Consider the following 21,345-nt stretch of genomic DNA (forward strand, 5'->3'; position numbering starts at 1 on the left):
GGTGGTGGTGCCGCGTCGTGGTCGGGCCTGGCGGATGGTAGACGCGGCACCACCACCCACCCCGACCACCCAACGCGACCACACGCCGTCGGGCACGACCACGGCTCTACCCCGCGCGACCACGGCTCTACCCCGCGCGACCACGGCTCTACCCCGCGCGACCACGGCTCTACCTCGACCAACCACGGCTCTACCTCGGCCGACCAGGGCTCTACCTCGGCCGACCAGGGCTCTACCTCGGCCGACCACGGTTCTACCTCGCGTGGCCCCGGGTCAGGTGGTGCGCAGGGCGTCCTTGAGCCGGACGCGGGCGCCGGTGCGCAGGACCGCGTTGGAGTAGATCTTCGCGGCGAGCCACACGAGCACGGGGACGACGGCGAGCGAGAGGCCGAGCGCGAGGAGCGCCTCCCAGGTCTCGGCGCTGCCGAGCGCGATGCGCACGGGCATGAGGAGCGGCGAGCACAGCGGGACGAACGACAGCCACACGACGAGCGGGTTGTCCGGGGCCCAGGGCGCGACGGAGATGCCCACGACGTACGGCACGATCATGAGGAACGTGACGGGGGTCGTGACGGCGCCGACGTCCTCCTGGCGCGAGACGAGCGCGCCGAGGCCGGCCATGAGGAGCGCGTAGCTCACGAACCCGACGACGAACCACACGAGCGCCCAGACGGCCGCGGTGCCGAGGTCGATCGTCGACGTGTCGACGAGGCCGAGGCCGAGCGCGGTCCCGACGCCTGCGAGCACGACGAGCGCGACCTGCCCCAGCCCCACCAGGCCGATCCCGAGCACCTTGCCCGCCATGAGCTGCCAGGGCCGGACGGTCGAGAGCAGGAGCTCGACGACGCGGCTCGTCTTCTCCTCGACGACGCCCTGCGCGATGAGCTGGCCGCTGATCATGATGGCCATGAAGAGCAGGATCCCGGTGACGAGGCCGGTGACGTAGCGGGTCGGGTCGAACTCGCTGGGTTCGCCGATCGTGCGGACGGTCGGCTCGGCGGTCGCGATGTCGCCCGCGACCTGGGCGGGGTCGCCGCCGAGGCTCGCGACGGCGTCGGACAGCGCGGTCTGCTGGGCGAGGGTCGTGAAGACGGCCGTGAGGCCGGGGGAGAGCTCGGTGTCCACGACGACGGTGGGCGCGTCGGCGGAGCCGGTGACGAGGGCGTCGAGGTCGCCGTCGCGCACCTGGCCCTCGCCCGCGGTGTCGTCGGCGACGTCGACGGTCTCGACCTCGGTGCCGAGCGTGCCGCCCGTGGCCTCGATCGACTCCGCGAGCGCGGCGGTCTGCGGCGTGACGCCGACGCGCTCGGCGGTCGGGCCGGACGAGCTCGCGGCGTTGAGCACGAGCCCGCCGAGCACGACCGCGCCGACGAGGATCACGGTGAGCCAGACGAACGACTTCGAGCGGAGCCGCGTCATGATCTCGCGGCTCGCGACGAGGCGGATCGCGCCCCAGGACGTCAACGAGGTCCCCGTGCTCATGCCCCCACCTCCACGGTCTCGGCGGCCGCGGCGGCCGGCTTCTCCTCGGCGCTCACGACGTCGCGGTACAGCTCGGTGAGCGACGGCCGGACGAGCGAGAACTCGTGCACCGGTCCGGCGGCGAGCGCCGCGCGCAGCACGGCCTGCTCGCGCCCGCTCGCCCCGTCGACGGCGGCGCCGTCGCCCGCGGTCTGGTCGCCCTGCGCGAGCTCGACGACGGTGCGGGACCCCTCCAGGCTGACGGCCCGTGCGTCGGGCACGGCGCCGATCCACGTCGCCCCGGGCGGCCCGTCCACGACCCACCTCTCGGTCTCGGTCCGGCGGAGCTCGTCGATCGTGCCGACCTCGACCATCGCGCCGTCCTTGATGATCCCGACCCGGTCGCACAGGCGCTCCACGAGGTCGAGCTGGTGCGAGGAGAAGACGACGGGGACGCCCGCCTCGGCGCGGTCGCGCAGCACGTTGCTCATGACGTCGACGGCGACGGGGTCGAGCCCGCTGAACGGCTCGTCGAGCACGAGCAGCTCGGGGTCGTGGGTGAGCGCGGCGGCGAGCTGGACGCGCTGCTGGTTGCCGAGCGAGAGCTTCTGCACCTCGTCGCCGCGGCGGGCCTCGACGCCGAGGGTCGTGGTCCAGCGTTCCATCGCGTCCTTCGCCTCGGCGGCGGACAGCCCGTGCAGCCGCGCGAGGTAGACGAGCTGCTCGCCGACCTTCATGCGCGGGTAGAGCCCGCGTTCCTCGGGCATGTAGCCGATGCGCCGCCGCGCGGCGAGGTCGATCGGCCGCCCGTCCCAGCGCACCTGGCCGCCGTCGGCGGCGAGCACGCCGAGGACGATGCGCATGGTCGTGGTCTTGCCGGCGCCGTTGGAGCCGACGAAGCCGAAGATCTCCCCGGAGCGCACGTCGAACGACGTCCCGCGCAGGGCGCGCACGTCGCCGTAGGTCTTGGTCAGCGAGTCGATCTCGAGTGTCGCCATGCGCCCCAGACAACCACGGGGTCGCGCGTCCGGCACGGGACAGATGTCACGTCCTGCACCCACCCGACGGCCCGGGCGGGCCGTCCCCGGGACCGGGGCGGGCGCTCAGCCCCGGTGCTCGTCGCGCACGGGCGGCAGGGGGGAGCGCGCGGCCCGCACGGTGAGGCGGAGCATCGCGCCGGTCGCGTGGTCGACGTCGGCGACGTCGTCGCGCCGGACGGCGTCGAGCGCGGCCCAGAGGAGCTCGCGCGCGATCGCGGCCTCCCGCTCGTCGAGACGCGCGGAGACCGACTCGACGGCGCTCATCGCGACGAGGACGCGCATGCCCGCCGACGTCGGGGGCGCGATGCGCACGCGTCGGATCTCGACGGCGTCGCGCAGGGCCCGGCGCTCGACGCGCGAGAGCCGGGGGCCGGCGACGTGCAGGAGGACGCGCGTGAGGAGCGCGGCCGAGACGCCGAGGACCGCGGCGACGAGGACGAGGGCGACGGGCTCCAGGGCGTGCCCGACGAGGACGGCGGCGATCGCGGTCGCCGCGCCCGCGACGAGCCCCAGGCGCACGCCGTCGACCGACGCGTGCCACTCGGCGTGCCGCCGCACCCGGTCGAGCTCGCGGGGGGTCAGGCCGGGGACCAGCACGTCGGTGCGCTGGACGATGCGGTCCGGCGCCCCGGCGACGGCCCCGTGGAGGCAGCGCGCCGTCGTCCAGGTCGAGTACCCCCAGACCGTGGGACGGATCTCGTCCCGACGGTCCTCGTGCGTGCGGTCGGTGGACCGGTCGTGCCCGTGCATGAAGTGCCCCGCTTCGTCGGTCTCGTGCTTCCGCAAGGAGAGACGGGTGCGCCCGGGCGCCATGACGCGGGTTCGGAGAAGTTTCCCCGGGCGCCCCGTGGACGGACGCGTCAGGACTTGGTCGTGATGAGGTGCGGGCGCTTCTCCATGTCCGCGAGGCCGTTCCACGCGAGGTTGACGAGGTGCGCCGCGACCTCGGTCTTCTTGGGCGAGCGCACGTCGAGCCAGTACTGCCCGGTGAGCGCGACCATGCCGACGAGCATCTGCGCGTAGATGGGCGCGACCTTCGGGTCGAGACCGCGCGTGCGGAACTGGTGGGCGAGCAGGTGCTCGACCTGGGTCGCGACGTCGCCGATGAGGCTGGAGAACGTCCCCGTGGCCTGGGCGACGGGGGAGTCGCGCACGAGGATGCGGAACCCGTCCTCGGACGCCTCGATGTAGGAGAGGAGCGCGAGCGCGGTGCGCTCGAGCAGGACCTTGGGGTGGCCGCCCTCGTCGAGCGCGCCGGAGAGCGCCGCCGTGAGCGCCTGGACCTCGCGGTCCACGACGACGGCGTAGATGCCCTCCTTGCCGCCGAAGTGCTCGTACACGACGGGCTTGGACACCTCGGCGCGCGCGGCGATCTCCTCGACGCTCGTCCCCTCGAACCCCTTCTCGGCGAAGAGCCCGCGGCTCACGGCGAGCAGCTGCTCGCGCCGCTGGCTCGCGGTCATGCGGGATCGGGGGGTGCGTCTGGACTCGGCCACGGGGTCCATCATGCCGTGCACCCGCCGCCGCGCCCCGCGTGCGCACGCGCACGGGTGTGGCGCAGGCAACTACCACGGTGAGCGGGGACCGGGGTGCGGACCGGACGAGACGGGCACGACCGGCGTCGGGCACGGGGAGCGACCTGGCAGACTGTTCCCGGACCCACCCCGCCCGTCGTGGCCCGGGAACGCACCGGGCGCGAGCGTCGCCGGGTCCGATCCGCCTTGGTGTAATCGGCAGCACAAGGGTTTTTGGTGCCCTTGGTCCAGGTTCGAGTCCTGGGGGCGGAGCTCGTGCCACCGATCCCGAGGGGAACACCCATGGAAGCTCAGCAGGGAACCGACCCCGCCGTCGCCCCCGCTGCCGTGATCGTCCTCGCCGCCGGCGAGGGCACGCGGATGAAGTCGTCCACCCCGAAGATGCTCCACACGCTCGCGGGTCGCAGCCTGCTCGGGCACGTGCTCGTCGCCGCGCGCTCGCTCGACCCGGCGCTGCTCGCCGTCGTCGTGCGGCACGAGCGCGACCGCGTCGCCGAGCACGCCGTCTCGGTCGACCCGGACGTGGTGGTCGTGGACCAGGACGAGATCCCCGGCACCGGGCGCGCGGTGCAGTGCGCGCTCGCCGCGCTCGACGCCAAGGCCCATGCGCAGGCGCTGCTGCACGGCGTGCCCGACGGCGAGGAGGGGCGCGGCCTCGGCGACGGGCTCGAGGGCCCCGTGGTCGTGACCGCGGGCGACACCCCCCTGCTCGACGGCGGCACGCTCGCCCAGCTCCTCGCCGCGCACGTCGTGGACGGCAACGCGGTGACGATGCTGACGACCGAGCTCGAGGACGCGACCGGCTACGGGCGCGTCGTGCGCGACGGGTCGGGCGACGTGCAGCGGATCGTCGAGCACAAGGACGCGTCGGCCGACGAGCGCGCGATCCGCGAGGTCAACGCGTCGATCTACGTGTTCGACGCCGCGGTCCTGCGGCGCGGCCTGGGCACGCTCGGCCGCGACAACGCGCAGGGCGAGGTCTACCTGACGGACGTCGTCGCGGCGGCGCGCGCCGAGGGCGGCACGGTCCGGGCGCTCGTCTCGGCGGACCCGACGATCGTCGAGGGCGTCAACGACCGCGTGCAGCTCGCGACGCTGCGCGCGGAGCTCAACCGCCGGATCCTCGAGGACTGGATGCGCGAGGGCGTGACCGTCGTCGACCCGGCGACGACGTGGGTCGACGTCGACGTCGAGCTCGCGCGCGACGTGACCCTGCTCCCCGGCACGCAGCTCCACGGGGCGACGGTCGTCGCCGAGGGCGCGACGATCGGCCCGGACACGACGCTCACCGACACCGAGGTCGGCGCGGGCGCGACGGTGACCCGGACGCACGGCAGCCTCGCGGTCCTGGGGGCGGGCACGTCCGTCGGCCCGTTCGCCTACCTGCGGCCCGGCACCGTGCTCGGCGCCCACGGCAAGATCGGCACGTTCGTCGAGACGAAGAACGCGGAGATCGGCGAGGGTTCCAAGATCCCGCACCTGTCCTACGTGGGGGACGCGACGATCGGCGAGCACACGAACATCGGCGCCGCGTCGGTCACCGTCAACTACGACGGCGTCCACAAGCACCGCACGGTGATCGGCTCGCACGCGCGCACGGGCGCGGACAACATGTTCGTCGCGCCGGTGTCCGTGGGCGACGGCGCCTACACCGCCGCCGGCTCGGTCATCCGCCGCGACGTGCCCGCGGGTGCGCTCGGGGTGAGCGGCGGGCAGCAGCGCAACATCGAGGGCTGGGTCGAGCGCCGCCGCCCCGGCACCCCGGCGGCCGACGCCGCGGCCGCCGCGCGCGCGAGCGACCCCGAGGCGCCGCCGCTCGGTGCGCAGGCCCAGGCGCAGCTCGCGGACCAGAGCGCCGCCGCGACCGCCGAGCGCCCGACCCCGCCGCCGCCCGGGCCCGAGCTGGAGCACACGCTCGAGGCGCTGCGTGGCGGTCGCCCCGCGACCACGGCAGACTGACCGCGACCGGCCGAGACCTCCTCAGACCTACCCCGCACCCGGAAACACCACCGAAGGAACCCACTGGTATGAGCAGCACGATCGCCGGCAACGGGGAGAAGTCCCTCGTCCTCGCCTCGGGGCGCGCGCACCCCGAGCTGGCCAACGACGTCGCGCGGGAGCTGGGCATCGACCTGCTGCCCACGACCGCGTACGACTTCGCGAACGGCGAGATCTACGTCCGGTTCGGCGAGTCGGTGCGCGGCGCCGACGTCTTCATCCTCCAGAGCCACACCGCGCCGATCAACCAGTGGATCATGGAGCAGCTGCTCATGGTCGACGCGGCCAAGCGCGCCTCGGCCCGCACCATCACGGTCGTCCAGCCGTTCTACGGCTACGCCCGCCAGGACAAGAAGCACCGCGGCCGCGAGCCGATCTCGGCCCGCCTCATGTCCGACCTGTTCACCGCCGCGGGCGCGGACCGCCTCATGAGCGTCGACCTGCACGCCGCGCAGACGCAGGGCTTCTTCGACGGCCCGGTCGACCACCTGTGGGCGATGCCGATCCTCACCGACTACGTGCGCACGCGCGTCGACACGTCGAACGTCACGGTCGTCTCTCCGGACGCCGGCCGCATCCGCGTCGCCGAGCAGTGGGCCGCGAAGCTCGGCGGCGGGCCGCTCGCGTTCGTGCACAAGACGCGCGACGTGACGCGCCCGAACCAGGCGGTCGCCAACCGCGTCGTCGGCGACGTCGAGGGCCGCGACTGCGTGCTGGTCGACGACCTCATCGACACCGGCGGCACCATCGCCGAGGCGGTGCGCGTCATCCTCGCCGCGGGGGCGCGGTCGGTCATCGTGGCGGCGACGCACGGCGTGCTGTCCGACCCGGCGGCGCAGCGCCTCTCCGAGTGCGGGGCGAGCGAGGTCGTCATCACCGACACGCTGCCCATCGCCGCGGACAAGCAGTTCCCGCAGCTCACCGTGCTCTCCATCGCGCCGCTCGTCGCGCGCGCCATCCGCGAGGTGTTCGACGACGGGTCGGTCACCTCGCTCTTCGACGGCAACAGCTGACGGGAGGGGTCGTGGGCGGCTCGGGAGTGACGACCACCGGTCAGGGGGCGGTGACCGCGGCACCGGACGTCGCGGTCGTCGAGCTGGGCGCGGAGTCGAGCGCGCCCGGCGTCCAGGAGGCCCTCGACCGGGCGAACGCGGGGCTCGCCGCGGCGCATGACGCGCTCGTCGCGGCGGGCGTCGACGCCGCGGACGTGCGCACGTCCCAGACGTCGACGTGGACGGAGCAGCGCGACGACGGCCCGCGCACGACGGCACGGCTCACCCTGCGCGCGACCGTGCGCGACGTCGCGGCGTGCGGCGAGATCGTCCGCGCCGCCCTCGACGCGGCGGGGCCCGTCGCGCGCCTCGACTCGACGAGCCTCGCCGTCGGCGACCCCGGCCCGCTCGCCGTCGCGGCGCGCGACGCCGCGTTCGCCGACGCCCGTGCGCGCGCCGAGCAGTACGCCCGGCTCGCGGGCCGCTCGCTCGGCCCGGTCGTGGAGGTCCGCGAGGACGTCGGCGGGCCCGGCCCGGTGCCGCGCCTGATGGCTGCCAAGGCCGCGAGCGACGCGCTCGTCGTCGAGCCGGGCACGCAGGAGGTCCGTGCGAGCGTCACCGTCCGCTGGGAGCTCGCGGACTGACGTCGCGCGGCGGGCGACCGTGCGCCTCGCACGCCTCGGCCATGACAAAAGGCAGGTGTCCCCGGCCGGTGCGCGCCGTAGCGTGAGGACCATGCTCATCCTCGAGGACTACCTGCTGCTCACGCTCGACGACGTGACCGGGAAGGCCGTCGTCGACGCCTCGTACCGCGAGCAGGTCGCCGCGGGGGCGCTCCTCGTCGAGCTGGCGCTCCTGGGGCGCGCGGACCTCGCGGGCGACGGCGACGGCGGGCGGGTCGGCCGCATCGTCGTACGGGACGCGTCCCCGACCGGCAACGCGCTGCTCGACGAGGCGCTGACCGTCGTGCGGTCGCGCGAGGGGTCGAAGCCCAAGGCGCTCGTGGCGCCCCTCGCGAAGCTCAAGCCGGCGTCCCGCGCGATCGCCTCGCTCGCCGAGCGCGGGGTCCTGCGACGTGAGGAGGGCCGCGTGCTCGGGATCTTCCCGACCACGCGATGGCCCGCGGCGGACACGCGCCACGAGGAGGGCGTGCGGGCCGACCTGTGGCGCGTCCTGGTCGACGGCGGTGCGCCGGACCTGCGGACGGCCGCCCTGGTCGCGATCCTCGCGGCGACCGGGCAGGCGGGCCGGGTGCTCGCGGCGGGCGGGGCGCCCGGCGCACCGGCCGTGGCCGACGCCGGGCACGAGGCGACGGGGCCGCGGCGCCGCGCCGTCGACGCCCGTGCGCGGGAGATCGCGCGGCAGAGCTGGGCGAGCGAGGCGGTGCGCGCCTACGTCGAGGAGGTCACCGCGGCGATCCTCGTGGGCGCCACGGTCGCCGCGACCGCGGCAGCGACGAGCTGACCCCCGGTCCTCGGCGGGGAGCGGGCGCGGGTTTCGTCCGGCCGTCCCGCCCGGGTACAGTAGTCAGGTTGCCTCGGCGAGGGACGTCTGACGGCCGGCAGCGCTGGACCGGTGAGCACACCGGCGGCGCGGGACCGCGAGTGTCAGCCAGACCTGTTGGATCTCCGTTATCGACTGGGCGGTCGTCCTCCTGCGCGCCCGTCATTCGTCCCGCGCCGACGCAGCCGCCCGTCCGGGTGGCCCTCTCAACCGTCCGGACAGCCGACCGCTCCCCACTGGCGGCCGGCCCGCAACGTTCTTCCAGGAGTGATCCACGTGTCTGAGATCAAGCTCGCCGCCGAGGCCCGCACCGAGTTCGGCAAGGGTGCCGCCCGCCGCGTCCGCCGCGCCGGCAAGATCCCCGCGGTCCTCTACGGCCACGGCACCGACCCGCTGCACGTGACCCTGCCGGGTCACGAGACGATGATGGCGCTCAAGCACTCGAACGCGCTGTTCTCGATCGAGCTCGACGGCAAGGCCCAGCTCGCGATCGCCAAGGACGTCCAGCGCGAGCCGGTCCGCAACGTCATCGAGCACGTCGACCTCCTCATCGTGAAGAAGGGCGAGAAGGTCGAGGTCGAGGTGCCGGTGCACGTCGTCGGCGAGCCCGTCCCCGGCACGATCCACCTGCTCGAGCAGCTCACCCTCGTGGTCGAGGCGGACGCGACGCGCCTGCCCGACGCGATCGAGGTCTCCGTCGACGGCCTCGAGGCCGGCTCGGTCGTGTACGCGGGCGACGTCACGCTGCCGGAGGGCGTCACGCTCGTGACGGACGCCTCGGCCGACGTCCTCATCGTCAGCGAGCCCAAGGTCGAGGCTGCCGAGGACGAGGCCGCCGAGGACGCCGCCCCGGCCGAGGCCGCCGCGGAGTGACCCTCCCCGTCGTCGGCTGACGCCACGACGACCCGCGTCGGACGCCCGGTACCGTGACGGTGCCGGGCGTCCGTGCGCCCGCACCACCACCTGCACCACCTCCCGCCGGCGTGCCGCCCGGGGCGGGACCCGGACGAAGGACGAGGGACGACATGACCGACCAGCCGTGGCTCGTCGTCGGGCTCGGCAACCCCGGGCCGACGTACGCGGGCAACCGCCACAACCTGGGCCACATGGTCCTCGACGTCCTCGCGGGGCGCGCCGCCGCACGGTTCGCGCGCCACCCGCGGGCGCAGGCCGCCGTCGCCGAGGCCCGCATCGGCATGCTGCCGGGCGGACGGCCCGGGCCGCGCGTCGTCCTCGCGAAGCCCACGACGTACATGAACGTCTCCGGGGGACCTGTGTCCGGGCTCGCGAAGTACTACGGGATCGACCCGGACCACGTCGTCGTGGTCCACGACGAGGTCGACATCCCGTTCGGCGCCGTGAAGCTGAAGATCGGCGGCGGCGAGGGTGGGCACAACGGCCTGCGCGACATCAGCAAGGCCCTGGGCACCAAGGACTACGTGCGCGTGCGCGGGGGCGTCGGGCGCCCCCCGGGCCGCCAGGACACCGCGGACTTCGTGCTCAAGGACTTCAAGGGACCCGAGGCCAAGGAGCTCCCGTTCCTGCTCGACGACGCCGCGGACGCCGTCGAGATGCTGCTCACCGAGGGCCTGCTCGCCGCCCAGGGGAAGTTCCACACCAGGGCGTAGGCCGCGTCGAGCGCGTCGTGACGCCCCTTTTCACCCGGGTGAGGTCCCTTCGTCCCCCTCTCCGGCCCGCCCCTCCGACCTAGGCTGGTTGCCTGCGTTCGCGAGGGAGGACCGATGACCCACGGTGTCGCGCTCGCGCACGACTACGCGACCCAGCGTGGCGGCGCGGAGCGGGTCGCGCTGCTGCTCGCCGACGCGTTCCCCGGCGCGCCGATGTACACGACGCTGTACGACCCGGCCGGGACGTTCCCCGAGTTCGGCTCGCTCGACCTGCGCACGTCCGCCCTCGACCGGGCCGCGCTGCTGCGCCGGCACCACCGGGTCGCGCTCCCGTTCCTCGCGCCCGCGGTCGACCGCCAGCGCGTCGAGGCCGACGTCCTGCTCGCGTCCTCCACCGGGTGGGCGCACGGCTATCGCGGGGCGCGGCGCACGGTCGTCTACTGCCACGCCCCGGCGCGGTGGCTGTACCAGCGCGACCGGTACCTCGGGCCGTCCGAGGGCTCCGCGGCGCACCGGGCCCGACGACGTGCTGCGGCCACCGCGCTCGGTCTCCTCTCCCCGGGGCTGCGCCGGTGGGACGGTGCCGCCGCGCGGCGCGCGGACGTCTACCTCGCCAACTCGACCGTCACGCAGCGCGCGATCCGTGACGCCTACGGGATCGAGGCGGAGGTGCTCGCGCCGCCGCCGGCGATGCTGCCCGACGGCGAGGAGCGTGCCGTCCCCGGCGTGGAGCCCGGCTTCCTCCTGTGCGTGGCACGCCTGCTGCCGTACAAGAACGTCGACGTCGTCGTCGAGGCGGCGCTCTCGACGGGGCGTGAGCTCGTCGTCGTCGGGGACGGCCCCGACCGCGCCCGGCTGGAGGCGCAGGCCGCGCGCGGGGGCGGCCGGGTGCACCTGCTCGGCCGTGTCGACGATGCGACGCTGCGCTGGGTCTACCGGAACGCGTCGGCGCTCGTCGCGGCGTCGTACGAGGACTACGGGCTCTCGCCGCTGGAGGCCGGGGCGTTCGGTCGGCCGAGCGTGGTGCTGCGCGACGGGGGCTACCTCGACACGGTCGTGGACGGCGTCAACGGGGTCTTCTTCGACGCGCCGCGGCCCGACCTCGTCGCCGAGGCCGTCGAGGTGGCGGCGGGGCGCACGTGGGATGATGACGCGGTCACGGCGCACGTCGCGACGTTCGGCCGTGAACGGTTCGTCGCGCGGCTGCGTGGCGTGGTGGCCCAGCAGCAGGGCCACACCGTCGGTACGGGTCGGCCCGGTGGGGGGAGAGCGCAGCGATGACCATCAGGGAGTTCCTCCGCACCGTCTGGGCGGGCAAGTACTACGTGCTCGCCGCGATCCTCGTCGTGGTCGGCGCCGCGCTGTTCTACGTCGACCGGCAGGAGACGATGTACCGCGCGACCGCGACGGTCCAGCTCTACGGCGTGCAGAGCGCGCAGGGCGGGGAGTCGCTCGTCGAGGTCACGGTCGTGACCGACGCCGAGGACGTGACGTCGCCCGAGGTCGCGGCCGCCGCGGCCGCCGCGCTCGGCGAGCCCGAGGCGGCGGACGAGCTGGCGGACCAGGTGTCGGCCGACGTCGACGGCGAGACCAAGACGGTGGCGATCCACGCCACGACGACCGAGGAGGCGCGGTCCGTCGAGGTGGCGAACGCGTTCGCGGACGCCTACGCGGCGCAGCTCGTCACGATCCAGGCCGACCAGGTCGCCGAGCTCGAGGCCCGTCGCCAGGCGCTCGCCGACCAGCTCGCGGGCGTCCGCCAGCGGCTGGGGGCAGACCCGGAGGACCCGCTGGCGCTCGCCGAGCAGGACATCATCGTCGGCGACTACTCCGCGCTCACCGTGCAGATCAACTCGCTGCGCGGCATCGCCGTGCCGGGCGAGGTCGCGGCACCGGCGACGGGGGCCGAGCCCCTCGGGCTCTCGCGGCTCACGGTGCTGGCGCTGGCCCTGCTCGTGGGCCTCGTGGCGGGCATCGGGCTGGCGTTCGCCCGGCGGGGGCTCGACGTCCGGGTCCGGAGCGCGGCCGAGTCCACACGGCTCACGGACACGCCGGTCCTCGCGGAGCTCTACGGCACGCGGCCTGCGGAGAAGGAGTTCACGCACACCCAGGCCCTGCCCGTCGCGAGCAAGGTCGCGACGCCCTTCACGGAGTCGATCCGCGAGCTCCGCACCGCTGTGCAGGTGTCCACGGCCGGCATGAAGCACACGGTCGTCGTCGTCACGGCGGCCGACCCGTCGGCACCGCGCTCGTTCATCACGGCGAACCTCGCGGCCTCGTTCGCGCTGAGCGGGCGCCGCACGGTGGCGCTGTCCGGCGACCTGCGGCGCCCGCAGCTCGACCGCATGCTCCCGGCCCCCGACGACTGGGACGGGAAGGGCCAGGATCAGGAGCTGCGCCCGACCGCGGTGCCGAACCTGCGGGTCATGCCGGTGCCGGAGGAGGAGATGGACCCGGCGGACTTCCTCGCCACGGAGCGTGCGCGGGCGCTCGTCCGGAGCCTGCGCGACCACGCGGAGGTCGTCGTGGTGGACGCGCCCCCGGTCCTGGCCGCGGCCGACGCGACGATCCTCGGCGGCTACGCGAACGGGGTCGTGCTCATCGCGTCGGCCGGACGTACCGACCGTGCGGTGCTCGCCGAGGCGACGGAGCGGCTGCGCGTCAGCAACGTCCCGCTGCTCGGCATCGCGCTCACCGGGGTCACGGGCGACCGGCGGATGCTCTACGCGTCCACGTACGGCGACGACACGGAGCAGGAGACCGGCGCCGGCGAGGCACGGGCCGCAGCGCCGGCGCCCGCCCCCGCCGAGCCGTCCGGGCCGGCGCGGTCCGGCCGGCCGGAGGAGGAGCCCGCCCGGGACGAGGCCGCGCGCACGGTCGGCACGCGACGCGCGTCGGTCGCCGCGGCGGCGGTCGCGGTCGACGAGGCCGCGGGGCGCGCCGCGCCGCCCGCCGGGGCCGTCGGCAGCGCGTCCACGGCGCCCGACGGTCCTGTCGCGCCCGGCGCCTCGCAGGGTCCGGGCAAGCGGAACGCCGTGCTCTCGCCGGCGTGGAGCAAGGTCGAGCCGGCCACACCGGACGACACCGGTGACGAGCCCGCGCCCGACGAGCGCAAGCGCCCGTTCCGGTGGTGACCGCCCCGGGCGGTCCGCCGCTCCGGGTCCTCGTCCTCGACCACACCGCGGAGCTCGGCGGGGCGGAGCTCGCGCTCGTGCGCACGTGCGCGGCGCTCGGGCCCGAGGTGGACGTGCGGGTCCTGCTCTTCGCCGACGGCCCCCTGCGCGCGCGCCTCGAGGAGATCGGCGTGCGGGTCGACGTCGTCGTGCTCGCGCCGTCGGTGGCGACGGCCGACCGGGAGCGCGCCGGGCGGTTGTCGCCGTCGACGCTCACGGGCGCCCTGCGGACGCTCCCGTTCCTCTGGCGGCTCGTGCGTCGGGTGCGCGCCCTGCGGCCCGACGTCGTGCACACGACGTCGCTCAAGGCCGACCTCCTGGGGATCGTGCCCGCGGCGCTCGCGCGGCGGCCGCTGGTGTGGCACGTCCACGACCGCATCGCCCCCGACTACCTGCCCGGACCGCTCGTCCGGGTCGTGCGCGGCCTGGCGCGCCGGGTCCCCGCGGCGGTGGTCGCGAACTCGCGCGCGACGGCAGAGACGCTGCCCGTGGTGACGGCCGTCGCGTACCCGGGGTTCGCGCCGGAGCAGGTGGTGGGCGCCGAGCGCGCGCTCGCGGCCCGCTCCGGGGCTCCGCAGCCCGTGGTCGTCATGGTCGGACGGCTCAGCCCGACCAAGGGCCAGCTCGAGGTCGTGCGCGCGCTGCGCACGGTCGTGGACGCGGTGCCGACGGCGCGGCTGCGGGTCGTCGGAGAGCCGGCGTTCGGGGCCGAGGACTACGCGGCGCTGGTCCGGGCCGAGGTGACCCGGCTCGGGCTCGACGACCACGTCGACCTCGTCGGCTTCGTGCCGGATCCGCGGGCGGAGCTCGACGGGGCGGCGGTGTGCGTGCACGCGTCGCCCGTGCCCGAGCCGTTCGGCCAGGTCGTCGTCGAGGCGATGGTCCGGGGCGTCCCGGTCGTCGCGACGCGGGCGGGCGGCGTCGAGGAGATCCTCGACGACCCCGAGGAAGGACGTGACCCGCTCGGGCTCCTCGTCCCGCCCGGCGACGCCGAGGCGATCGCGGCGGCGCTGCTCGACGTGCTGCACGACCCGGCCGCGGCCCGCGATCGCGCGCTCCGGGCGCGCGCGTCGGCGCTCCGCAGGTTCCCCGTGGGGCGCACGGCGCGGGTGCTCACGGACGTCTGGACGTCCGTGTCCGGGCCAGCGCCGCGCGCATGAGCGCGGCCTGGCCGCGCCAGGTCGGGACGTCGGGCGGTTCGGTGGCGAGCCGGTCGGCGCGCGGGGGCGCCGCGTCGCCGAGCGCGGCGAGCACCGCCGTCGGGAAGCCCTCGCCGGCGGCGACCCGCACCCCGGGCTCGTCCCGGAACCCGGCCACGGGCGTCGACACCACGGGCCGCTCGACGGCCCGGTACTCGTAGAGCTTGATGGGGTCCAGGCTGTCCGTGAACGCGTCGACGACGTGCGGGACGAGCAGGACGTCGGCGTGGCGCAGGTAGGCGGGAACGTCGGTCCAGGGACGGGCACCGAGGAGCACGACCTCGGCGCGTGCGAGGTCGGCGTGCTCGGCGGCGGAGAGGTCCACCACCGGGCCGACGAGCACCACGCGGGCGCGCCCGTCGAGCGCGCGGGCCGTGGCGAGCAGCAGCGGGACGTCGAACCGGTCGGGGTGCACGGTCCCGACGTAGAGCGCGACCGGGCCGGCGGGGAGGTCGGACGGACGGTCGTACGCGCCGCGGTAGCGGTCGAGGTCGACGCCGTTCGTCAGGAGCGTCACGTCGCGGATCGCCCCCTTGCGCGCGACCAGGCCCGAGGAGCACACCGTGACCTCGGCGCACCGCTCCAGCAGCGTCGCCTCGTCCTCGACCAGCCGAGCGTGCTCGGCGGGGGAGCGGTCGGCGGCGAGCCAGTCGTCGGTGACGTCGTAGAGCGCGGGCCAGCCCGTGCGCCGCACGACCGCGGCGCCGGAGGGGTCGTTGACCCAGAGCACCGGGCGGCGCAGGCCGACGCGGGCCACGGCGCGCTCGACCGACCGTGCGAGCCGTGCGTCCGCGCGCGGGTCGACCCTGCGAGGGAGCCACTTGGTCGGCTCGTGGAGGAGCACGCGCCCCGGGGCGATCCCGTCCACGTCGGGCGCGGTGCGCAGACCGCGGCCGGGGCGGGGGACGCCGCGCCGGCTGAGCCGGTGGAGCGGGTCGGCCGCCGGCTCGACGAACAGCACGCGGGCCGTCGGGTCGGCGCGGCACAGCTCCGCGACGAGGTACTGGTTGCGGCGCCACACGTCGTCCCAGCGCTCGAGCGACAGGACGACGACGTCGCCCGCGCCCACATCGCCCACGGCGCCCGCGGCGGCCGTCACGCGAGCACCGCGCGGTAGACCGCGTCCGTCCCGGCGACCTGCGCCGCGGGCGTGAAGCGCGCGCGCTGCGCGGCGCGGCCGGCGGCGGCGCACGCGTCGCGGCGCCCGGGGTCGGCTGCGAGCACGGCCAGGGAGCGGCCCGCGGCGACCGGGTCGAGCGCGGGGTAGAGCGTGAGCGGGTCGATCCCGCCGAGCGTCTCGCGGTGCCCGCCCGCCGCGGACGCGACGACCGGCAGGCCGCTCGCCATCGCCTCGAGCACGCTCAGCCCCAGCCCCTCCACGGGGCACGGCGCGACGAGCAGGCCCGCGCGGCCCAGGAGGGCGTCGACGTCGTCGCGCGCCCCGAGGAACGACGTGGCGCCCTCGATGCCGAGCGACCGGGAGAGGCCTTCGAGCGCCGTCCGCTGCGCGCCGTCGCCCGCGACCTCGAGCCGCCAGCCGCGGCCCGCGAGCTCGGAGGCCGCGAACGCCTCGAGCGCGAGGTCGGTGCGCTTCTCGGCCTCGAGCCGCTGCACGACCAGCACGACGTCGTCGCGCGCGGCGGCGTCGCGCCCGTCGGGACGGTCCGCCACGCCGGGGTGCACCACCACGCTGTCCCCCTCCACGTGGTCCGCGACGTACCGGCTGATGGCGATCTGGGCCTGTACCGACGACGCGGCGACGACCGCGACGAGCCGTCCCCGCGCCCCGGTGCCGCGCCGCCGGGCGAAGTGGCGCGTCGACACGACCGGCGGGAACCCGCGCGTCGTGCGGGCCGCGACGGCCGCGGCGACCTCGGCCGCCGTCATGTGCACGTGGACGACGTCCGCCGTCGCCGCGTGCCGGCGCAGCGCCCGCACGACGTCGCCGGTCGAGGCCGCCGGGAGGAGGGGGACGGTGGGGTCGTCCACCGTCGCGCGCATGCCGTCGAGCGCGCCGCCGACGACCGCGACGTCGTGGCCAGCGGCCGACTGCGCGCGCGCGAGGCGCGCCACGTGCCGCTCGACGCCGGCGAAGCCGTCGGACCGGACGGCGTGGAGGATCCTCACGGGCGGGGCTCCGATCGTGCGGCGGCGAGCGCCGCCGCGAGCTCGAGGTAGCGACGTGCGACGGCGTCCCAGTCGTGCCGCACGGCGGCGGCACGCGCGCGCGCCGAGACCTCGGCACGCTCGTCGTCGTCCAGGGCGGCGACGGCCGCGAGACCGGTCCGGACGCCCTCGATCGTCCGGTCCACCAGCCACCCGGTGACCCCGTCCTCGACCACGTCGGGCGCATAGCCCACGGGGGTCGCGACGACCGGGACCCCGCACGCGAGCGCCTCGAGGACGACGAGCGCGTTCGCCTCGTACGCGCTGGGCAGGGCGAGGGCGTCGGCGGCGTGCAGCCAGGGCCGGGGGTCGGGCACGCGGCCCGCGAGGTGCACGCGGCCGGCCGTCCCGAGGCGGGCGACCCGCGCCCGGACGTCGGCGAGCATGTCCGGCGTCCCCCCGACGACGCTCACGTGGACGTCCGGCAGGTCCGCGGCCGCGGCGAGCACGAGGTCGAGGCCCTTGCGGTCGAACTCGTGCCCGACGAACACCACGTGGACGGCGCCCGCGGGCACGCCCGCCGCGGCACGGGCAGCGGCACGCTCGACGGGCGTGGGCGGCGCGAAGCGTGCGACGTCGACCCCGTTGCCGATGACGACCGCCCGGGCGCGCAGCCGCGGGTACGTGCTGCGCAGCGCGTCGCGCTCGGACCGCGTGAGGTTGACGACGACGCGGTGGGCGCGGCCGCGGTACCGGAGCGCGTCGCGGGCCGCCGTGAAGAGGTGCAGCGGGTTGCGCGCCATGCGCCACGCGTACCCGCCGCGCGCCCGCATGGCGACCCGGAGGATGCCGTGGTTGACGTAGACGTCGCCGGCGAGGACGTCGTTGTGGCAGATCGAGACCACTGCGTCCCCGGCGCCCCGGCTCGCGCGGCGCTCGCGGGCGACCCGGCGACGGGCGAGGACCGTCCCGACCGTGGAGAACCACACGACCCGCGCGAGGAGCACGAGCCGGCCCCGGACGCCCGGTCCGGGCTCGGGGAGCCACGTGCCGCGCGCGTCGGCGAGCGTGAAGCGCGCGGTCGGTACCCCGGCGCGCTCGAACGCCTCCTCCAGGTGGTGCGCGACGCCGCCGACGCCGCTGCCCGGGGCGATCTCCGGGGCGATCTGCAGGATCCGCAGGTCGGTCATCGTTCGGCCATCTCCCGCACGGATCGCAGCTCGTCGAGAGGGAGCTCTCGACCGGTCACGTCGCGGGCGCGCTGCCGCGACTCGGCGTACGCCTCGGCGCCCAGGCACACACCCACGATGACGAAGGGCACCGTCACCTGGACGGACACCCAGAAGAGGTCGAACTGGCCCTGGACGAAGCGCATCATGAGCATCGAGAACGCGAGGGTCCCGAAGCGGGGGTTGATCCGCCACAGCACGACCATCCCGCCGAGGAACAGCACGAGGAACCCGACGAGCCCGACGATCCCGGCGGACGTCAGCACCTCGAGCTCGACGTTGGGCGGCTGGAAGACGAACTCCGTGACGCCCGCGGTCCACCACCGCAGCCCCATGCCGACCCAGGGACTGCGCTGCCACACGTCGATCGAGTCGGCGTACCAGGTGAGCCGCTGGTTCGCGGAGTTGAACTCGTTCCCCGACTCGAGCTGCTCCTGCACGGCGAGCACGACGAAGTAGATGGCCGGGACCGCGGCGAGCAGGATGAGCTTCGAGCGCTTGCGGTCGGGGTCGCCCCGCAGCGTGATGAGCATGATGCCGATCGCGAGCCCGATGAGCGCCTGCCGCGCCTGGGCGGCGAGCACGCCGAGGGAGCAGAGCCAGAACGCCCCGAGCGAGAACCAGCGCGGCCAGCCGACCCACCACGGTCGTGCGTAGGCCGTGAGGGCGGCGAACGCGAGCACGCACCCGATGAAGTTCTTGTGCATCGCGATCGGCCAGTCGACGTACACCGGGCCGGTGTTCCCCACGGCGAGCTGCTGGAGCGCGACGAGGCACGTCTGGGCCGCGATCGCGAGACAGGGCAGGAGGAAGAGGGTCAGGCCGAGCCGGGCACGCCCCGAGCGGCCGACGGCCCAGCCCAGGACGAGGGCGCCCGCGACCGAGACCCAGGCGTGGAACCACTCGACGACGTTCGCGCTGAAGGGGTTGACGATCACCGTGAAGAGCGTCGCGACCTGGTAGACGAACGACAGCCAGAGCATCGCCCGCATGGGCCGCGAGAACGGCCGGGGCGAGAAGAAGAGCGCGAACCAGAACGCGCCGAACAGCGCGAAGTCGCTGAGCGAGAGGTCGACCCCGCCGCCGCCGACGCGCTGGACGACCACGAGCGCGGGCATGGCGAGGATCGGCAGGGCGACCGGCTCGTACGCGGTGAGCCCCACGATCAGGACGATCACCGCACCCCCGACCGCGGCCGTCTGGAGCTCGGGGACGACGAAGCCGAGGAGCGCGAGGAGCGCGACGACGACGGCTCCCCCGAGGAGCCAGGCGGCGACGGTCCGGCTGCGTGCGGCGAGCGCGCCGGGGACGCGCGGCGCACGGTAGAGGACGGGCCGACGCCGGAGGAGCGGGACGCGCTGCGTCACAGCGCCGACTCCGTGCGGACGGGCCCCGCGAGGTAGAGCCGCAGCCGCCGCCGCGCGGACGCGCGACCGTCCCCGCGCAGCGCGACGGAGCGGGCCGCCGCCCCGACGACGGCCCCGGCACGCGCGAGCGCCCAGCCCGCGCGACCGTGGTGCTTGCGCAGGTAGCGCTCCTGCGACGCGTGGAAGTGCGTCTCCCTGCGGCTCGGGTCGCTGCTCGTCGCGCCGCCGAGGTGCAGCGCGTGCGCCTCGGGCACGACGGCGTGCCGCCACCCGGCCCGCACCGCGCGGTACGCCCAGTCGGTCTCCTCCGCGTAGAGGAAGAACCGCTCGTCGAAGCCGCCCACGTCGTCGAGCGCCGCCGCGCGGAGCAGCAGCACCGAGCCGATGACGAACGAGCGCTCCGCCGGGGTCCGGCGCAGCCGCGCGAGCCCGACGGCCTCCGTCCACGTGGCCGCCGGGGACGGGAACGGCCAGACCACGCGCGCCCGGGTGCCGTCGTCGTCCACCTGCTCCGGCCCCACGCTCGCGATCCCCGGGTCGGCGTGGAGCGCGCGGTGGAGGGCCTGGACGTCCTCGGAGGTCACGACGGCGTCCGGGTTGAGGAGGAGGACGTCGGCGCCGGGCACCTGGCGGTGGGCGAGCGCGTGGTTCACCCCCGCGGCGAACCCGCCGTTGCGGCCGGGGTCGAGGTAGCGCCCGCCCGCGAGCTCGGTGATCTCCCGGATCTCGGGCAGGGACGAGTTGTCGACGACCGTGATCGGGTACTTCCCGGCGAGCGGGGCGAGCGCGTCGCGCACCATCGCGGGGGAGCCGTAGGCGACGACGACGACCTCGGGCGGCACGCCCGCGGACGGGTCGCGCTCGTCGGTCGGCCGCGCACGCGCGGAGCCCGGCCCGCCGTCGACCGCCGTCCGGTAGAGCCCGGCGTAGCGGCGGGCGACCTCGGCCCACGAGCACGCCGCCGCGCGCTCCGCCCCCGCTGCGCGCAGGCGGTCGGCCAGGCCGTCCTCGTCGCGGACGCGCACGAGCGCGGCGCGCAGGGCGGCCGGGTCCTCGGAGGCGACGAGCAGGCCCGCGCCGCCCACGACGTCGGGCAGCGCTCCCGTGCGGGTCGCCACGACCGGCACGCCGCACGCCATCGCCTCGACCGCGACCCGCCCGAACTGCTCGACCCAGCCGGGCGTCTCGCGCGACGGGACGGCGAGCGCGTCGAGCGAGCGGTAGAACGCGACGAGCTCGGCGTCCGCGAGCGCGCCGACGAACCGGACCCGGTCGCCGAGCGGTCGCGCCGCCTCCTCGAGCGCCGCGCGGTCCGGGCCGTCGCCCGCGACGACGAGGTCGAGCCGGTCGTCGCCCGCGACCGCGGCGAGGAGCACGTCGACGCCCTTGTGGTGCGCGAGCCGTCCGGCGTACCCCACGCGGAGGCGATCCGGGGCGCGGTCGTCCCGACCGGCGTCGGGCGCGAAGACCGCCGGGTCGACGCCCAGCGGGACCGTCTCGACGCGCCCTCGGGCGCCCTTGGCGCGCACGATCCGGCCCGCCTCGTCGTTGCAGACCGACACGGCCGCAGCACCGCGCAGCGCGCGCGCCTCGAACCACCGGAACGGCCACGGGTAGCGCTTGTCGAGGTTCTGCGCGGAGTAGAGGAGGTACGGCGGGGCGGGGCGGCGCGAGACGACCGCGCGCAGCCGGCGCAGCAGGAGGACCTGCGCCGTCGCGAGCGCGAAGGGCTCCTCGTGCACGTCGAGCACGTCCCACTCCTGCCCGAGCGCGCGCCACAGGGGGAGCGGGTCGTACACGAAGAGGGCGGGGTGCGACCCGATCGTCCGCACGCCCCGCACCGGCTCGCCCGGGCGGGGCACGAGGTGGACGGTCGTGCCGCCCTCGTCCCACGCGCGCGCCGACAGCAGCCGGACGTCGACCCCCCGCGCACGCAGCTCGCGCTCGCGCTCGCGCCAGGCGTCGACCACGGCGCTGTGCGAGACGCGGAGGACCCTCATGTGGGAGATTGTCCCCCAGCAGGCCACGGATCCCGCGGGAATCCGCCGATTTCACCCCGTCCGTCCGCGGGCCGGGTACGGAGCGGCCGCACAGGACGGGACACGGCCGAGACA

At 75.7% G+C, this 21,345-nt stretch carries 18 protein-coding genes and 1 tRNA gene; 10 read left to right on the top strand and 9 right to left on the bottom strand.

From position 1 onward, the window contains the following. Positions 1–273: 273 nt before the first annotated feature. From ACTJIY_RS05295 to ACTJIY_RS05310, 4 genes are all read right to left on the bottom strand, one after another. Positions 274–1,482 carry an ABC transporter permease gene (locus tag ACTJIY_RS05295; RefSeq protein ID WP_440674894.1) on the bottom strand — a complete coding sequence of 403 codons (1,209 nt, stop codon included), beginning with the start codon at positions 1,480–1,482 and terminating at the stop codon, positions 274–276. Further along, the gene (locus ACTJIY_RS05300) at positions 1,479–2,459 is read right to left on the bottom strand and encodes an ABC transporter ATP-binding protein (protein ID WP_440674896.1); all 981 of its coding nucleotides are present in this window, start codon (positions 2,457–2,459) and stop codon (positions 1,479–1,481) included. Before ACTJIY_RS05300 ends, ACTJIY_RS05295 begins: the two co-directional genes overlap by 4 nt. A 105-nt stretch (positions 2,460–2,564) precedes the next feature. Further along, complete coding sequence (locus tag ACTJIY_RS05305; RefSeq protein ID WP_253052879.1) at positions 2,565–3,251, bottom strand: hypothetical protein; 687 nt, start codon at positions 3,249–3,251, stop codon at positions 2,565–2,567. 110 nt (positions 3,252–3,361) lie between these two features. Beyond that, positions 3,362–3,964, bottom strand: coding sequence for a TetR/AcrR family transcriptional regulator (locus tag ACTJIY_RS05310; protein ID WP_253052881.1), 603 nt, complete (start codon positions 3,962–3,964; stop codon positions 3,362–3,364). A 252-nt stretch (positions 3,965–4,216) separates the two neighbouring features. Here ACTJIY_RS05310 and ACTJIY_RS05315 point away from each other — a divergent pair. The 10 genes from ACTJIY_RS05315 (at position 4,217) to ACTJIY_RS05360 (ending at position 14,490) form a co-directional block, all read left to right on the top strand. Further along, positions 4,217–4,288 (top strand) — tRNA-Gln (locus ACTJIY_RS05315). A 30-nt stretch (positions 4,289–4,318) separates the two neighbouring features. After that, complete coding sequence (gene glmU, locus ACTJIY_RS05320; RefSeq protein ID WP_440674897.1) at positions 4,319–5,995, top strand: bifunctional UDP-N-acetylglucosamine diphosphorylase/glucosamine-1-phosphate N-acetyltransferase GlmU; 1,677 nt, start codon at positions 4,319–4,321, stop codon at positions 5,993–5,995. A gap of 68 nt (positions 5,996–6,063) precedes the next feature. Next, a complete protein-coding gene (locus ACTJIY_RS05325) occupies positions 6,064–7,047 on the top strand; it encodes a ribose-phosphate diphosphokinase (protein ID WP_253052885.1) in 984 nt (327 codons plus the stop codon). 26 nt (positions 7,048–7,073) lie between these two features. Then, the gene (locus tag ACTJIY_RS05330) at positions 7,074–7,670 is read left to right on the top strand and encodes an SIMPL domain-containing protein (protein ID WP_440674898.1); all 597 of its coding nucleotides are present in this window, start codon (positions 7,074–7,076) and stop codon (positions 7,668–7,670) included. Between the two features lie 91 nt (positions 7,671–7,761). Further along, on the top strand, positions 7,762–8,490 hold the full coding sequence (locus ACTJIY_RS05335; RefSeq protein ID WP_440674899.1) for a GOLPH3/VPS74 family protein: 729 nt from the start codon (positions 7,762–7,764) through the stop codon (positions 8,488–8,490). Positions 8,491–8,805: 315 nt separating this feature from the next. After that, positions 8,806–9,402: a 50S ribosomal protein L25/general stress protein Ctc gene (locus tag ACTJIY_RS05340; protein WP_253052891.1), complete on the top strand. Its 597-nt coding sequence runs from the start codon at positions 8,806–8,808 to the stop codon at positions 9,400–9,402. A gap of 152 nt (positions 9,403–9,554) precedes the next feature. Then, positions 9,555–10,157, top strand: coding sequence for an aminoacyl-tRNA hydrolase (gene pth / locus ACTJIY_RS05345; RefSeq protein WP_253052893.1), 603 nt, complete (start codon positions 9,555–9,557; stop codon positions 10,155–10,157). 114 nt (positions 10,158–10,271) lie between these two features. Further along, complete coding sequence (locus tag ACTJIY_RS05350; RefSeq protein WP_440674900.1) at positions 10,272–11,438, top strand: glycosyltransferase; 1,167 nt, start codon at positions 10,272–10,274, stop codon at positions 11,436–11,438. Then, positions 11,435–13,291: a hypothetical protein gene (locus ACTJIY_RS05355; RefSeq protein ID WP_440674901.1), complete on the top strand. Its 1,857-nt coding sequence runs from the start codon at positions 11,435–11,437 to the stop codon at positions 13,289–13,291. The genes ACTJIY_RS05350 and ACTJIY_RS05355 overlap by 4 nt, the downstream gene beginning before the upstream one ends. Further along, the gene (locus ACTJIY_RS05360; RefSeq protein ID WP_440674902.1) at positions 13,288–14,490 is read left to right on the top strand and encodes a glycosyltransferase; all 1,203 of its coding nucleotides are present in this window, start codon (positions 13,288–13,290) and stop codon (positions 14,488–14,490) included. The genes ACTJIY_RS05355 and ACTJIY_RS05360 overlap by 4 nt, the downstream gene beginning before the upstream one ends. Here the strand turns inward: ACTJIY_RS05360 and ACTJIY_RS05365 are convergent. From ACTJIY_RS05365 to ACTJIY_RS05385, 5 genes are read right to left on the bottom strand one after another with little or no spacing between them, the layout of a single operon-like run. Continuing rightward, entirely contained in the window at positions 14,444–15,628 is a 1,185-nt protein-coding gene (locus tag ACTJIY_RS05365) for a glycosyltransferase (RefSeq protein WP_440674903.1), read from the bottom strand. The two genes, ACTJIY_RS05360 and ACTJIY_RS05365, sit on opposite strands and share 47 nt — an antisense overlap. Beyond that, positions 15,625–16,656 (bottom strand): glycosyltransferase family 4 protein, encoded by a 1,032-nt coding sequence (locus ACTJIY_RS05370; RefSeq protein ID WP_440674904.1) that lies wholly within the window; start codon positions 16,654–16,656, stop codon positions 15,625–15,627. The genes ACTJIY_RS05365 and ACTJIY_RS05370 overlap by 4 nt, the downstream gene beginning before the upstream one ends. Continuing rightward, positions 16,653–17,825: a glycosyltransferase family 4 protein gene (locus tag ACTJIY_RS05375; protein WP_440674905.1), complete on the bottom strand. Its 1,173-nt coding sequence runs from the start codon at positions 17,823–17,825 to the stop codon at positions 16,653–16,655. Before ACTJIY_RS05375 ends, ACTJIY_RS05370 begins: the two co-directional genes overlap by 4 nt. Then, complete coding sequence (locus ACTJIY_RS05380) at positions 17,822–19,231, bottom strand: O-antigen ligase family protein (RefSeq protein ID WP_440674906.1); 1,410 nt, start codon at positions 19,229–19,231, stop codon at positions 17,822–17,824. The genes ACTJIY_RS05375 and ACTJIY_RS05380 overlap by 4 nt, the downstream gene beginning before the upstream one ends. Continuing rightward, positions 19,228–21,231 carry a glycosyltransferase gene (locus tag ACTJIY_RS05385; protein WP_440674907.1) on the bottom strand — a complete coding sequence of 668 codons (2,004 nt, stop codon included), beginning with the start codon at positions 21,229–21,231 and terminating at the stop codon, positions 19,228–19,230. The genes ACTJIY_RS05380 and ACTJIY_RS05385 overlap by 4 nt, the downstream gene beginning before the upstream one ends. Between the last annotated feature and the right edge of the window lie 114 nt (positions 21,232–21,345).

Origin of the sequence: Cellulosimicrobium sp. 22598 (assembly GCF_052044445.1) — a bacterium.
GTDB classification, from domain to species: domain Bacteria; phylum Actinomycetota; class Actinomycetes; order Actinomycetales; family Cellulomonadaceae; genus Cellulosimicrobium; species Cellulosimicrobium cellulans_G.